Raw genomic sequence first — 13,931 nt, forward strand, 5'->3', positions numbered from 1 at the left:
CCTTATATTATAGCACGCTGGGGAACCCTCTCTAAGCTCCCCGGCCGCCTACAGCCCGAGCCGACGCTTCATGTCGGTTCGCTGCTGGTTCAATTCCGTCAATTCGGCCAATTCCTCGGGTGTGAAGGTGGATTGCCGCGCCAGCCTGTCAAGCCGGTCGCAGCAGGCGTCGTAACGCATCTTGAGCACCGCCGCCTGCAGTTCCTCCCCCGCGATCCGTTCCTGTTCACGCTGCCGCTCGGGCACCGTCTCGTCTTCCGGATTCTGTAACAGCAAGTCGCGGACGTTTTCATCATAGTCCAGAATTTCGCGGAAGATTTCCTCGTAAGTCGCTCCATTCGAGGACGTCCGCAGGACATCCGACAGCAGCCGGAACTCCGCGCCATCGCCCAGTGCGCGCGCATGATCGACAACTTCCGCGAACAGTTCGCCGATGCGCGGCAACGTGCGCAGGGTCGCAAGCTGCTCGTCGTCGAGCTGCGACGCGATGCGCGGATGCATCACCAGCGTGCGCAGCGCGCGCTTTTCGCTGTCCGTCACGCGGCGCCGCTCGCTGCGCGCGGGCGCCTGGCGCGGCGGTGCCGCGATCCGCGTATCGACGTCGGACAGCCCCGCGACTTCTTCGAACGGGATGTCGAGGCGATCGGCGAACATGTGCATGATCTGCGCGCGCAACGCGTTCGCAGGCAGTGCCTGCAACAACGGCTTCGCGTCGAACAGCGCCTTCGCGCGGCCTTCCGGCTGATCGAGCGCCTTGCCGGAAATTGCTTCGTTCAGCAGAAATTGTGACAGCGGCATTGCACGCTCGACCTGCTCGGAGAACGCCTCCTCGCCGAACTCGCGCACATAGCTGTCCGGATCGTGCTCGGCAGGCAGAAAAAGGAACCGGATCGTGCGGTTGTCGCCCGCATGCGGCAGGCAGGCCTCGAGCGCGCGCCGGGCCGCCCGTCGCCCGGCCGAATCGCCGTCGAAACTGAAAATGACCGTATCGGTCTGGCGCAGCAGCTTCTGCACGTGAATCGGCGTGCATGCGGTGCCGAGCGTTGCGACCGCGTTCGGGAACCCGAGCTGCGCGAGCGCGACGACGTCCATGTAGCCTTCGACGACCAGCACGTACTTGCGCTCGCGAATCGCGAGCCGCGCCTCGAACAGGCCGTACAGCTCGCTGCCCTTGTTGAACAGCGGGGTTTCAGGCGAGTTCAGGTACTTCGGTTCGCCGCTGCCGAGCACGCGCCCGCCGAAGCCGATCACCTGCCCCTTCACGTTGCGGATCGGGAACATGATCCGCTCGCGGAACCGGTCGTAGCGGCGCGCGACGCCCTGGGCATCGGTCTTCTCGCTGACGATCACGAGCCCCGACTCGACGAGCGACTCGTCGCGATAGTCCGGGAACGCGGCTTCGAGGTTCTGCCAGCCGTCCGGCGCATAACCCAGCCCGAAGCGCGCGGCGATCTCGCCGGTCAGGCCCCGGTTCTTCAGGTACTGGATCGCGACGGTCGCACCGCGCAACTGCTTGCGGTAGTAGTCGCACGCGGCGGTCATCGCATCGGACAGCGCGGTCGCGACCGATTTCGACACCGGCGCCGGATAATCACCGCCACCACCTCCGCCCCCGCCGCCGCCACGCATCGACGGCTCGTGCGGCACGGTCAGCCCGACGGACTGCGCGAGGTCCTGCACGGCCTCCGGGAACGTGAGCCCCGCGTGCTCCATCAGGAAGCCGATCGCCGTGCCATGCGCACCGCAACCGAAGCAGTGATAGAACTGCTTGGTCGGGCTGACGGTAAACGACGGGCTCTTCTCGTTATGGAACGGGCACAGCCCCATGAAGTTGGCGCCGCCCTTCTTGAGCTGCACGTACTTGCCCACCACGTCGACGATATCGACGCGGTTCAGCAAATCCTGCAGGAACGAATGCGGAATCACCGTGGGATCGAGCGAAAAAAGACAATACGACGCCCCGGCGCACGCACTGCGCGCACCGGGGAAACAGGTGTTACTTCGAGAGCGCGGCCTTGACCAGCGCGGAAATGGCCGTCATGTCGGCGCGGCCGGCGAGCTTGCCCTTCAGCACGCCCATCACCTTGCCCATGTCCTGCGGGCCGGCGGCACCCGTCTGAGCGACCGCGGCCTGGACTTCGGCGGCCACCTCGGCCTCCGACAGCTGCTCGGGCATGTAGCCGCCCAGCACGACCAGTTCGGCCTGCTCCTTCGCGACGAGGTCGTCACGGCCGGCTGCCTGGAACTGGCTGATCGAATCCTTGCGCTGCTTGATCATCTTGTCGATCACGGCGGTGATGCCCGCGTCGTCGAGGGTGATCTGGTCGTCGACTTCGCGCTGCTTGATCGCGGCCATCAGCAGGCGAATCGTTGCCAGGCGCTCGCTTTCCTTCGCGCGCATCGCGGCCTTCATGTCTTCGCTGATCTGCTCTTTCAAACTCATCTTTCACCCGGGAAGGAAACGTGAATCCGACGCCCGCCAAAAGGGCGTCAACACAAAAACCCGCTTGGGACAATGTCTCAAGCGGGTTGCTCGAATCCGGCATCGGCGGCTCGCCTGATCGGTCGCACGATCATGCTCGATCTTCCGCGATCGCCCGGAGTCGCCGGTGCGCCGCTCAGCGAACCGCACGGCGCCCAATCGTTCAGTACAGCTTCTTCGGCAGCGTTTGGCTCCGGATACGCTTGTAGTGACGCTTCACCGCAGCAGCCTTCTTTCGCTTGCGCTCCGCGGTCGGCTTCTCGAAAAACTCTCGCGCACGAAGCTCGGTCAACAGACCGTTCTTCTCGATCGTGCGCTTGAAGCGACGCATTGCAACTTCGAACGGCTCGTTCTCTTTAACGCGAATGATCGTCATGATCCGACACGAATAAAGGATTGCAGGGAAAGACTACCGAGTATAGCAGAGCGATTGCCTAAAGGCACGGGGACTGGTCCCGCCAAAACGGCGCCGGCCCGGCCCTGTCACGCGCCGCGCGCATACTCCGCCGCGGCCTGCCCGGCCGCCGTGCCGGACGCCCACGCCCACTGGAAGTTGTAGCCGCCAAGCCAGCCCGTCACGTCCACCGCCTCGCCGACGAAGAACAGCCCCGGCACGCGCGTGCTCATCATCGTCGCCGACGACAGGTCGCGTGTATCGACCCCACCCTTCGTCACTTCGGCCTTCTTGTAGCCCTCGGTACCGTTCGGCGTCAGCGTCCAGCCGGACAGCGCATCGCCGACCTGGCGCAGCGTCTTGTCGGGCAGGTCCGCGAGCCGCGCATCGGCCGCGACGCGATGCGTGTCGAGCCACGCATGCGCGAGGCGCGACGGCACCCAGTCCGCGAGCAGCGAACCGATCTGGCGCTTCGACGTGCGCTTCGCGTCGAGCAGGTCGGCCACCGCGTCGCGCTGCGGCAACAGGTCGACGCGAATCGGGTCGCCGGGCTGCCAGTAGCTCGAGATCTGCAGAATTCCGGGCCCGGACAGGCCGCGATGGGTCAGCAGCAGGTCCTCGACGAATTCGCCGCCGCGCTTCTTGTCGCCGGTCGATACGCGCACCTCGAGCGATACGCCGGACAATGCCGCGAACGGCTCCCAGTCCTGCTGCGCGAACGTCAACGGCACGAGCGCGGGCCGCGTGTCGATGAGCTTGTGGCCGAACTGCTTGGCGAGCCGGTAGCCGAAGTCGGTCGCGCCGATCTTCGGGATCGACAGGCCGCCGGTCGCGATGACCAGTGCGCGCGCACCGATCGTCCCCGCCTGCTGCGTGTCGAGCACGAAACCGTCGGCCGGCGCGTGGCGCACCGCGTCGACGACGACGGGCCGGCGCCACGCGATGCCGCCCGCATCGCACTCGTGCTTCAGCACGTCGATGATCGTGTCGCTGCCGTGGTCGCAAAAGAGCTGGCCCTTGTGCTTTTCGTGCCAGCTCACGTGATGGCGCTTGAGCAGCGCGAGGAAGTCGCGCGGCGTATAGCGCGCCAGCGCCGAGCGCGCGAAATGCGGATTCGACGACAGGTAGTTGTCGGGTCCGGCGTACAGGTTCGTGAAGTTGCAGCGGCCGCCGCCCGAGATGCGGATCTTCTCGGCGAGCCGCGGCGCGTGATCGATCAGCACGACGCGGCGGCCGAGCTGCCCGGCAACCGCGGCGCTCATCATCCCGGCGGCGCCCGCGCCGATCACGGCGATGTCATAAGTTTCCATGGCGCGGATTGTTCAGGAACTTTGGAAGGGTCAGGAAAACCATTCAGGCATATCAAGCGCCGTGAGAAACGCGGCGAATGAGCATCCTGAGGAGAGGCGAATGATACATGCGACGACGGAGAACTCAACGCCTGCATGGTGGCGCAGCCTCGATTCGCAGGTGTTCCTGCACACAATCGCGAGTCGACAGACTTCATCGCCGCTGGTCGACCAGAGAACCTGAATGCGGCCGCCCCTCGTCATCGGAGACACATCATTCGCTACGCGAATGAGGCTTGTACGGATAATCGATTTCCAGAAATTCGAATGCAATGCGATGCTCTATCACAACAACAGACGTTGTTATTAATCGCAAAGGATTCCGAATATGAAGCCGAAAACCAAAGACATTCTATTGGCCTCTGCTGCGGTTGCCGCCTCGATCGGCGCCTCCGCGAATGCAATGGCAAGCGATGTGGTCTCTCTCAAATTCAGTGATGGGCGACCCGATATTGTCGGTGTTGAGAAGGTCAATGTCGCACTGAAAGACATCGGTGTGCATGTCGTGACGATCGATGCCCCGAAGTCTGCTCATTCGATTCTCGCCGCATCGTATGAGCGCGCACTCAGCGAACGAGAAAAACAAGATTTGATTCACGAGTTCAAGCTGACTACGCCGGAACTGCTCGAGCAAGTCAGGCTGGCCGGTCGTACGCCGGCTGTCACCGGAGGGGGTGTCATGACCGAAGAAACTGGCACGGGCCCCTACCCCAAGGTGTACGACATGAAGGCACTCGATAACGCGACGCACAAAGCGGTTCTGGAAAAGTATGGGCGCATGCACGTCAACTCGGCGGACGACGGGACTGACATCGACGAGGTGATGACGGTCGTCTCGGGCGGTCCGTTCCGCTGGGCGTTCACGTTAAAGGATGGCTCGATTGCTCGCTTTCAAGTCGAGAAAGTGAACCTGGGCGAAAAAGCCGTGCGAGTCAGCTATCACGGGCTTGGTATGCACGCCGGCATCATGGACGCCAGGCAAGGCCTGATCGTGGCCTACGGTCATGGCCCGAAAGCATTCACCATGCGATACCAGGCCGATGTCCCGCACGCGAACCTTCTGGGAACGAATCCGTGGGTCGACTTCAGTCGCGACATGCCGGTCGTTCTCGACAAGGTCCAATAATCTTCCAACCAATTGATCTGCCATTCGCAGCCGGGCTTGGGCGATATGAACGCCCAAGCCCTCAACGAGATGAAACGATGACGCCATTTGAAATCAAGCACCTGGACCACGTGGTACTGAGGGTCCAGGACATGAAGCGTAGCGTGCACTTTTATACCGAAGTGCTTGGGTGCCAAATCAGGAAACGCCGCGACGATCTCGGCATGATTCATCTTGGCGCCGGCACCTCGATGATCGATCTGGTCGATGTTCATGGCCCGTTGGGCCTGCAAGCCGGCGGTCCGGCCGACCCTGCACATCGGAACGTGGATCACTTCTGTTTGCGCATTGCTCCGTTCAACGAGGTCGATATTTTGTGTTTTCTGCACTCGGCCGGCGTCCCGGCAGAAGAGGCTGTCATCCGGTACGGTGCAGAGGGTGAGGGCCCGTCCATCTACTGCTTCGACCCGGACGGGAATCGGGTTGAACTCAAGGGGCCGAGCAATTTGGCGTAATCACTGCGCCACTGAAGGGCCGCCGGTGTTCATCATCTGCCCTGCTTCAACGAAACATCTTCGTAGCCATCTCAATGCCGGATCCTGGTCCTTTCTGACATGCCATGCCTGCTGATAGGCAATCTCGGGGAGGACCAGCGGCGGGTCAAAGCAACGCAGTGCTGGATATTGCTCAATCCCGATCAAAGCCCGTTTTGCGATCGTGAGGATCAAATCGGTTCCTTCGAGCATCTGAACGGCGGCAGTCCAGTGTGGGAGCGCCAAAGCAATGTGCCTGCGCAGCCCCTTCGCGCTGAGCGTCTTCTCGATCTCATCATTGGCATCGGGCCGCAGCGCGAGCATCACGTGCGGTCGTGCGAGCCAATCCTCGAACGACAACTGGCCATCGGCCGGCAACGCGGATGCATCGGCCACACATACGAAGTGGTCCGGGAACAGGTCCTCCACAAGAATTTCCTCTGGCGGATTCGGAAAAATTCCCAATGCGAGGTCCAGCTCGCCGTCGGACAACTGCGCGTGCATCGCTTCGCGGCTCGCCTGGCTGATCGCCAGCTCGATGCCAGGCGCTTCCGTTCTCACACGGCGAACAACCGAGGGGAAGATGGTTTTGGCTGCGTAGTCGGACAGCGACAAACGCAGCCTGGCTCGGGCTGTGTCGGGCGCAAAATCGGCCTCACCGAGAAGACCGCTCAAGCTGAGTAGCGCCGCTTCCAGGGGCCGAATCAGGGCTTGTGCCCTGGCCGTCAACGCCATGTAGCCATCCCGTCGGATCAAGAGCTGATCGTTGAACCGTTCGCGCAGTTGAGCGAGGGAATGGCTGACGGCGGGCTGACTTTTGTGCAGGCGCACTGCGGCCCGCGTCACGTGACGCTCCGTCAGCAGGGCATGCAAGGTCAGTAGCAGGTTGAGGTCGATTCGGCGGAGCTCATCCATAGACGGATCCAGTAGTGCGATGGTTTAGCAGGCTCCAGTCACGCGGCGCAGTGCTTGGCACACCGCAGCGGACACGGGCGGCGGACGAGCCATGCGTCACGCTAGTCCGCAAAATGCATGCTGCAGCCACGCAGCCATCCAGTTTGCCACCCATGATCGAGGCGATCGTGATCGAGGCTACCAGTGTCAGCGCGCACCCGCCATACCGCCCATGCATCGCACCCGGATGTGCAGCGGTGTTGCCCGGCGCTCAGCGCGATCGCGACCAGCAGGTCGTCGATGCGCCGATCAAAGGCGTTGTCGCTCTCAAGGGGCAGCCATATGACAGGCCCCCGTTACGATATACGAAGCTCTGATTGCTCAGGAAGGTTCCAGAAGCGCTGCACCCGCCCGACATCGGGCCCGGCGCCCCCCCAAGCGCCCGCCGTTGCCTGCCTGCTATAATTTCCGGTTACCGTTCATAATCCGGCACGCCCTTTTGGCGGCGCGCCCCGCCCTCACCATGCTCGTTCTCGGCATCGAAAGCTCCTGTGACGAAACCGGCCTTGCGCTCTACGACACGCAGCGCGGCCTGCTCGCGCACGCGCTCCACTCGCAGATCGCGATGCACCGCGAATACGGCGGCGTCGTGCCCGAGCTCGCGTCGCGCGACCACATCCGCCGCGCGCTGCCGCTGCTCGAGGAAGTGATGGCGCAAAGCGGCACGCGCCGCGACGACATCGACGCGATCGCGTTCACCCAGGGCCCCGGCCTCGCCGGCGCGCTGCTGGTCGGCGCGAGCATCGCGAATGCGCTCGCGCTCGCCTGGAACAAGCCGACCGTCGGCATCCACCACCTCGAAGGCCACCTGCTGTCGCCGCTGCTCGTCGACGAGCCGCCGCCGTTCCCATTCGTCGCGCTGCTGGTGTCCGGCGGCCACACGCAACTGATGCGCGTGACCGACGTGGGCGTGTATGAGACGCTCGGCGAAACGCTCGACGACGCGGCCGGCGAAGCGTTCGACAAGACGGCCAAGCTGATCGGCCTCGGCTACCCGGGCGGCCCGGAAGTATCGAAGCTCGCAGAAACCGGCACGCCGGGTGCGGTCGTGCTGCCGCGTCCGATGCTGCATTCGGGCGATCTCGACTTCAGCTTCAGCGGCCTGAAAACGGCCGTGCTAACGCAGATGAAGAAGTTCGAAGCGGCGAAGCTCGAAGGTGAAGCGCTCGAACGCGCGAAGGCCGACCTCGCGCGCGGCTTCGTCGATGCGGCCGTCGACGTGCTCGTCGCCAAGTCGCTCGCCGCGCTGAAGAAGACGAAGCTCAAGCGCCTCGTGGTCGCGGGCGGTGTCGGCGCGAACCGCCAGTTGCGCGCCGCGCTGTCGGCCGCCGCGACCAAGCGCGGCTTCGACGTGCACTACCCCGATCTCGCGCTCTGCACCGACAACGGCGCGATGATCGCGCTCGCGGGCGCATTGCGGCTCGGCCGCTGGCCCGACCAGGCGAATGCCGACTACGCATTCACGGTGAAGCCGCGCTGGGATCTCGCGTCGCTCGCACGCTGAGCCGCGCGGTGCGACGCAACGTCGCACCATCAAACAAAAAGGCCGCTCATACGAGCGGCCTTTTTTCATCGGCGCGACAAAACGCCGCAGCGTTATGCAGCCTGCCGTTTGTCGCGTTCGATCAGCGCATACGCACTGTGATTGTGGATCGACTCGAAGTTCTCGGCCTCGAGCACGTATGCGACCACACGCTCGTCCGCGTCGAGACGCTGCGCGACGTCGCGCACGAGATCCTCGACGAACTTCGGGTTCTCGTACGCACGTTCGGTGACGAACTTCTCGTCCGGACGTTTCAGCAGGCCCCACAGCTCGCACGACGCCTCTTCTTCCGCGATGCGGATCAACGTCTCGACCGGCAAGTCGGCCGCGAGCTCCGCGTCGATCGTCACGTGCGAGCGCTGGTTGTGCGCGCCGTACTGCGAGATCTTCTTCGAGCACGGGCACAGGCTCGTCACGGGCACGAGCACCTTCAGGAACAGGCGGGTGTCGCCGTTGCGGCTTTCGCCCGCGAGCGTCACTTCATAGTCGAGCAGGCTCTGCACACCCGACACCGGCGCCGTCTTGTTCACGAAGTACGGGAACGTGACTTCGATGCGACCGGCCTCGGCTTCCAGCTTCTCGAGCATCGACGCGAGCATCGCGCGAAAACGCTCGACCGTCAACGGTGCACGATTCTCTTCGAGCAACGCGACGAAGCGCGACATGTGCGTGCCCTTCTGGTCGGCCGGCAGGCGGACATCGAGGTTCCAGACACCGACGGTCGGCTGCACGTCGCCACTTTCGGTGCGCACCGTCAACGGATGCCGGACCGCCTTCACGCCCACGCGCTGAATCGGAATCTGGCGGGTATCCACCGTGCTCTGCACGTCGGGCATCACGAAGGCGGGATTCATCTGGTTCATCTTGTTCAATCCTTGTAAGCCGCGCGTTCGACGACGCGCACGCCGCGTCATGCGGCAGCCGGAAAAGCAACATGGGCCCGCAGGCCCATGTTTTCCGCATCAATGAAGACCGGTTGCGCCAGTCGCACCGACACCGCCCACAGGCGGTGCCAGCTTATGCGACGCGCTTCGCCTGACCGGCGACGTCGGCCGCCGGATTCAGAAAGCGTTCGCGAATCGATTTCGCGATACCCGCGCCGTCGAGGCCGCATTGCGACAGCAGCTTCGCGGGGTCGCCGTGATCGATGAACAGGTCAGGGAGGCCCAATTGTAGTACGGGTCGGATAACCCCACTCTCCATCAGGGCTTCCACGCAGGCCGAGCCCGCGCCGCCCATCACGCAACCTTCCTCGATCGTGACGAGGTAGTCGTGCGTCTCGGCGAGTTCACGCACGAGCGCCGCGTCGACCGGCTTCACGAAACGCATGTTCGCGACGGTTGCATCGAGTTCCTCGGCTGCCGCGAGTGACGGTGCGACCATCGTGCCGAACGCGAGGATCGCGACGCGCTTGCCTTCCGGCTGCGACGTGTGGCGACGGACTTCACCCTTGCCGAGCGGGATCTCGGTGAATTCCTTCACCGTCGCCACGCCCGTGCCCGCGCCACGCGGATAGCGCACCGCGGTCGGGTTCGGCTGCTGCAGCGCCGTGTGCAGCATCTGGCGGCATTCGTTCTCGTCGGACGCAGCCATGATCGTCATGTTCGGGATGCAGCGCATGAACGCGAGATCGTACGCGCCCGCGTGCGTCGCGCCGTCCGCGCCGACGAGGCCCGCACGGTCGATTGCGAACACGACCGGCAGGTTCTGCAGCGCGACGTCGTGGATCAGCTGATCGTAAGCACGCTGCAGGAACGTCGAGTAGATCGCGACGACCGGCTTGAGGCCTTCGGTTGCCATGCCGCCCGCGAACGTCACCGCGTGCTGCTCGGCGATGCCGACGTCGTAGTAACGATCCTTGAAGCGCTTCTCGAACTCGACCATGCCCGAGCCTTCGCGCATCGCCGGCGTGATGCCGACCACGCGTGAATCGCGCTCGGCTTCGTCGCACAGCCACTCGCCGAACACCTGCGTGTACGTCTTCTTCGCGGGCGTGGTCGACGGCTTGATGCCTTCGGCCGGGTTGAACTTGCCGGGGCCGTGGTAGAGCACGGGATCGGCTTCGGCGAGCTTGTAGCCCTGGCCTTTCTTCGTCACCACGTGCAGGAACTGCGGACCGCGCAGTTCGCGAATGTTCTGCAGCGTCGGGATCAGCGAATCGAGATCGTGACCGTCGATCGGGCCGATGTAGTTGAAGCCGAACTCTTCGAACAGCGTGGCCGGAACGACCATGCCCTTCGCGTGCTCCTCGAGCTTGCGCGCGAGTTCGAGCACCGGCGGCGCAACGCTCAGCACGCGCTCGACGCCTGCGCGCGCAGCCGCATAGAAGCGGCCCGACATCAGGCGGGCGAGATGGCGATTCAGCGCGCCGACCGGCGGCGAGATCGACATGTCGTTGTCGTTCAGGATCACGAGCACTTTCGCATCTTCCGACACGCCCGCATTGTTCATCGCCTCGAACGCCATGCCGGCCGTCATCGCGCCGTCGCCGATCACGGCGATCGAGAAGCGATCGTCACCGTTCAGCTGGCTGCCGATCGCCATGCCGAGCGCGGCCGAGATCGACGTGCTCGAGTGTGCGGTGCCGAACGTGTCGTATTCGGATTCGCTGCGACGCGGGAAGCCCGAGATGCCGTCCTGCTGGCGCAGCGAATGCATCTGGTCGCGGCGGCCCGTCAGGATCTTGTGCGGGTAGGTCTGGTGGCCCACGTCCCAGACGATGCGATCGTTCGGCGTGTTGAACACGTAGTGCAACGCGATCGTCAGCTCGACCGTCCCGAGGTTGGACGACAAATGGCCGCCCGTCTTCGACACGCTGTCGAGCACGAACGCGCGCAGTTCATCCGCGAGCGGTTGGAGTTGGCGACGATCGAGGCGGCGCAAATCCGCCGGGTCGTCGATGGTTTTCAGCAAGTCGTACATCGTCGTTCCATTGTAGGAAATCAAACGCGCCCGCATTCTGTTGCACGCACCGTAGCATGTGCGCGGCGGCGGGCTTTCGCGTCAGCTGACCCGGTTCACTACCAGGTCGGCAAGTTCGGCGAGACGCTGTGCGCGTGCGCCGAACGGTTTCAGCGCGTCGTGCGCTTCGGCGCGCAGTTGCGCTGCGAGCTCGCGCGACGCCTCGAGGCCGAGGATCGATACATAGGTCGGCTTGTCGTTCGCCGCGTCCTTGCCGGCCGTCTTGCCGAGCGTCGCCGAATCGGTCGTGACGTCGAGAATATCGTCGACGACCTGGAAGGCCAGGCCCACGGCCCCCGCGTACACATCGAGCGCGGCCATCGTTTCCGCGGACGGCGTTTCGCCGGCCAGCGCGCCCATCCGCACGGCCGCGCGCAGCAGTGCGCCCGTCTTCATCCGGTGCATCGTCTCGAGCTGCTCGCGCGTCAGCTTGAGGCCGACGCTCGCCAGGTCGATCGCCTGCCCGCCGGCCATGCCGATCGAGCCGCTTGCCAGCGCCAGTTCGCGCACGAGCGCGGCCTGCTGCACCGGCGACAGCGCGGCGGCATCGGTCAGCGCAACGAACGCCTGCGACTGCAGCGCGTCGCCGACGAGCAGTGCCGTCGGCTCGTCGTACTGCACGTGCACGGTCGGCTTGCCGCGACGCAACGCGTCGTCGTCCATGCACGGCATGTCGTCGTGCACGAGCGAGTAGACGTGGATCATCTCCAGTGCTGCTGCCGCCGCATTGCGCGCCGCTTCCGTCGCGCCGGTCAGTTCGCCTGCTGCATGGCACAGCAGCGGGCGAACGCGTTTGCCACCGCCGAGGACCGCATAACGCATCGCCTCGTGGAGTTTTTCCGGCACCGCGGTTTCAGCGGGCAAATAGTGGCCGAGTGCGTCCTCGACACGGTCAAGCACGGACCGCATCCATTGTTCGAATGTCATAGATCGTCGTCTTCGCCGTCCGTGGCGGCCGTTCCGGACGAAAGCGGCTTCAGCGTCGCGCCGTCGAGCACGCGAACCTGTTGCTCCACTTTCTCGAGCTGCTGTTGGCAAAACGCAACGAGGGTCGCACCGCGGCGATACGCCGTCAGTGAATCCTCGAGGCTCAACGCGCCGCCTTCCATCCGGGCAACCAGCGTCTCGAGTTCCGCGAGCGCCATCTCATAATTGTCCGGCAACGGTTCGGTGCCATTGCCGGGCGGCGTGGCGCCTGGGGATGCGGTTTTCGCCATGGACGAGGGTGTCAAATTTCAAAACAAGTCGGACATTCTACGGCAAAAGAGAATTCTCCGATCTGCCGACTTGGGCACCCGGGTACATATTCCGGCCCCATCTTCGACACACAGTGTGCACCTTCCGATTGTCGCCCGACAAAAAATTGACACAAATCAGGCACTTATTCCTAGCCTTACGAGGCGAACCGGGTATAATTCCCCGTTTCCCTAAATCGATTTTTCGATGGTTGGGTTGTTCACTGCTTTCACGCTAACACCGGGAGTGGGAATGTCCAATCTGAGCGACGCGCTTCAGTTGAAGTCGGCTCACAGCCAGCTTCCAGTCACTGCATACTTCGATGAGGCGCTACTCGAGCGCGAGATCGAAACCCTCTTCAAGAAAGGACCTCGTTACGTCGGGCACGAGTTGATGGTGCCCGAGGCGGGGGATTATTTTGCGCTGCCGTCCGAGAAGGAAGGCCGCGTGCTGGTCCGCAACCAGGCGAACCAGATCGAACTGCTGTCGAACGTCTGCCGCCACCGGCAGGCGATCATGCTCAACGGGCGCGGCCACACGCAGAACATCGTGTGCCCGCTGCACCGCTGGACGTACGATCTGGAAGGCGAGTTGCTGGGCGCGCCGCACTTCCCCGACAAGCCGTGCCTGAACCTCGGCAAGAGCCCGCTGCAGAACTGGCAGGGGCTGCTGTTCGAGGCCGAGGGCCGCAATGTCGCGCGCGACCTCGCCAACCTCGGCACGAAGCATCACTTCGACTTCTCCGAGTACCACTTCGATCACGTCGAAGTGCACGAGTGCGATTACAACTGGAAGACGTTCATCGAGGTCTACCTCGAGGATTACCACGTCGTCCCGTTCCACCCGGGCCTCGGCAGCTTCGTGTCGTGCGACGACCTCAAGTGGGAGTTCGGCGACTGGTACAGCGTGCAGACGGTCGGCGTGCACAACGCGCTCGCGAAACCGGGCAGCGCGACTTACCAGAAATGGCACGAGCAGGTGCTGCAGTTCCGCAACGGCGTGCCGCCGGAGTTCGGCGCGATCTGGATGGTCTACTACCCGGGCCTGATGATCGAGTGGTATCCGCACGTGCTCGTCGTGTCGTGGCTGATCCCGCAAGGCCCGCAGAAGACGACCAACATCGTCGAGTTCTATTACCCCGAGGAAATCGCGTTGTTCGAACGCGAATTCGTCGAGGCGGAACGCGCCGCCTATATGGAAACGGCGGTCGAGGACGATGAAATCGCCATGCGGATGGACGCAGGCCGCCGTGCACTGATGGCACGCGGCGAGTCGCAGGTCGGCCCGTACCAGAGCCCGATGGAAGACGGCATGCAGCACTTCCACGAGTTCCTGCGCCGCCACCTCGGCGACATCTGACAGCCGGTGCGGCGC

13 protein-coding genes are annotated in these 13,931 nt (G+C 63.9%); 4 read left to right on the plus strand and 9 right to left on the minus strand.

Going from position 1 to position 13,931, the window contains the following annotated elements; genetic code table 11:
* Positions 1–48: 48 nt before the first annotated feature.
* From dnaG to G3O06_RS12875, 4 genes are all read right to left on the minus strand, one after another.
* The gene (dnaG, locus tag G3O06_RS12860) at positions 49–1,926 is read right to left on the minus strand and encodes a DNA primase (RefSeq protein ID WP_174998688.1); all 1,878 of its coding nucleotides are present in this window, start codon (positions 1,924–1,926) and stop codon (positions 49–51) included.
* 70 nt (positions 1,927–1,996) lie between these two features.
* Positions 1,997–2,443, minus strand: coding sequence for a GatB/YqeY domain-containing protein (locus G3O06_RS12865; protein WP_174917463.1), 447 nt, complete (start codon positions 2,441–2,443; stop codon positions 1,997–1,999).
* Positions 2,444–2,645: 202 nt separating this feature from the next.
* Entirely contained in the window at positions 2,646–2,858 is a 213-nt protein-coding gene (rpsU, locus tag G3O06_RS12870; protein ID WP_006751743.1) for a 30S ribosomal protein S21, read from the minus strand.
* A 107-nt stretch (positions 2,859–2,965) separates the two neighbouring features.
* Positions 2,966–4,186 (minus strand): NAD(P)/FAD-dependent oxidoreductase, encoded by a 1,221-nt coding sequence (locus G3O06_RS12875; protein WP_205816252.1) that lies wholly within the window; start codon positions 4,184–4,186, stop codon positions 2,966–2,968.
* A 367-nt stretch (positions 4,187–4,553) separates the two neighbouring features.
* Here G3O06_RS12875 and G3O06_RS12880 point away from each other — a divergent pair, with 367 nt between their 5' ends.
* Together G3O06_RS12880 and G3O06_RS12885 are read left to right on the plus strand one after the other, a co-directional pair.
* Complete coding sequence (locus G3O06_RS12880; RefSeq protein ID WP_241019869.1) at positions 4,554–5,351, plus strand: hypothetical protein; 798 nt, start codon at positions 4,554–4,556, stop codon at positions 5,349–5,351.
* Positions 5,352–5,428: 77 nt separating this feature from the next.
* Complete coding sequence (locus G3O06_RS12885; protein WP_205816253.1) at positions 5,429–5,845, plus strand: VOC family protein; 417 nt, start codon at positions 5,429–5,431, stop codon at positions 5,843–5,845.
* On the opposite strand, the gene G3O06_RS12890 is transcribed toward G3O06_RS12885, so the two are convergent.
* Complete coding sequence (locus G3O06_RS12890; protein ID WP_205816254.1) at positions 5,846–6,778, minus strand: LysR family transcriptional regulator; 933 nt, start codon at positions 6,776–6,778, stop codon at positions 5,846–5,848. It abuts the gene before it with no gap.
* Between the two features lie 502 nt (positions 6,779–7,280).
* Between G3O06_RS12890 and tsaD the strand changes: the two genes are divergently transcribed.
* The gene (gene tsaD / locus G3O06_RS12895; protein ID WP_205816255.1) at positions 7,281–8,321 is read left to right on the plus strand and encodes a tRNA (adenosine(37)-N6)-threonylcarbamoyltransferase complex transferase subunit TsaD; all 1,041 of its coding nucleotides are present in this window, start codon (positions 7,281–7,283) and stop codon (positions 8,319–8,321) included.
* Positions 8,322–8,413: 92 nt separating this feature from the next.
* Here the strand turns inward: tsaD and folE2 are convergent, their stop codons facing one another.
* The 4 genes from folE2 to G3O06_RS12915 form a co-directional block, all read right to left on the minus strand.
* Positions 8,414–9,223, minus strand: a complete 810-nt coding sequence (gene folE2 / locus G3O06_RS12900) for a GTP cyclohydrolase FolE2 (RefSeq protein ID WP_205816256.1) — start codon at positions 9,221–9,223, stop codon at positions 8,414–8,416.
* A gap of 154 nt (positions 9,224–9,377) precedes the next feature.
* Entirely contained in the window at positions 9,378–11,282 is a 1,905-nt protein-coding gene (gene dxs / locus G3O06_RS12905; RefSeq protein ID WP_175000927.1) for a 1-deoxy-D-xylulose-5-phosphate synthase, read from the minus strand.
* A gap of 81 nt (positions 11,283–11,363) precedes the next feature.
* Entirely contained in the window at positions 11,364–12,248 is an 885-nt protein-coding gene (locus G3O06_RS12910; RefSeq protein ID WP_069251092.1) for a polyprenyl synthetase family protein, read from the minus strand.
* Positions 12,245–12,538, minus strand: a complete 294-nt coding sequence (locus G3O06_RS12915) for an exodeoxyribonuclease VII small subunit (protein WP_011355806.1) — start codon at positions 12,536–12,538, stop codon at positions 12,245–12,247. The genes G3O06_RS12910 and G3O06_RS12915 overlap by 4 nt, the downstream gene beginning before the upstream one ends.
* Positions 12,539–12,809: 271 nt before the next feature.
* On the opposite strand from G3O06_RS12915, the gene G3O06_RS12920 reads away from it, so the two are divergent.
* Positions 12,810–13,916: an aromatic ring-hydroxylating dioxygenase subunit alpha gene (locus G3O06_RS12920; RefSeq protein WP_174972941.1), complete on the plus strand. Its 1,107-nt coding sequence runs from the start codon at positions 12,810–12,812 to the stop codon at positions 13,914–13,916.
* Positions 13,917–13,931: the final 15 nt, after the last annotated feature.

It is taken from the genome of Burkholderia sp. Ac-20345, from assembly GCF_017104825.1.
Lineage (GTDB): Bacteria > Pseudomonadota > Gammaproteobacteria > Burkholderiales > Burkholderiaceae > Burkholderia > Burkholderia lata_B.

Bases quoted from the DNA above. Each gene is read 5' to 3' on its own strand.
- dxs (WP_175000927.1), bottom strand. From the start codon at position 11,282: ATGTACGACTTGCTGAAAACCATCGACGACCCGGCGGATTTGCGCCGC.
- folE2 (WP_205816256.1), bottom strand. From the start codon at position 9,223: ATGAACCAGATGAATCCCGCCTTCGTGATGCCCGACGTGCAGAGCACG.
- G3O06_RS12875 (WP_205816252.1), bottom strand. From the start codon at position 4,186: ATGGAAACTTATGACATCGCCGTGATCGGCGCGGGCGCCGCCGGGATG.
- G3O06_RS12910 (WP_069251092.1), bottom strand. From the start codon at position 12,248: ATGACATTCGAACAATGGATGCGGTCCGTGCTTGACCGTGTCGAGGAC.
- G3O06_RS12920 (WP_174972941.1), top strand. From the start codon at position 12,810: ATGTCCAATCTGAGCGACGCGCTTCAGTTGAAGTCGGCTCACAGCCAG.
- tsaD (WP_205816255.1), top strand. From the start codon at position 7,281: ATGCTCGTTCTCGGCATCGAAAGCTCCTGTGACGAAACCGGCCTTGCG.
- G3O06_RS12885 (WP_205816253.1), top strand. From the start codon at position 5,429: ATGACGCCATTTGAAATCAAGCACCTGGACCACGTGGTACTGAGGGTC.
- G3O06_RS12880 (WP_241019869.1), top strand. From the start codon at position 4,554: ATGAAGCCGAAAACCAAAGACATTCTATTGGCCTCTGCTGCGGTTGCC.
- G3O06_RS12865 (WP_174917463.1), bottom strand. From the start codon at position 2,443: ATGAGTTTGAAAGAGCAGATCAGCGAAGACATGAAGGCCGCGATGCGC.
- G3O06_RS12915 (WP_011355806.1), bottom strand. From the start codon at position 12,538: ATGGCGAAAACCGCATCCCCAGGCGCCACGCCGCCCGGCAATGGCACC.
- G3O06_RS12890 (WP_205816254.1), bottom strand. From the start codon at position 6,778: ATGGATGAGCTCCGCCGAATCGACCTCAACCTGCTACTGACCTTGCAT.
- rpsU (WP_006751743.1), bottom strand. From the start codon at position 2,858: ATGACGATCATTCGCGTTAAAGAGAACGAGCCGTTCGAAGTTGCAATG.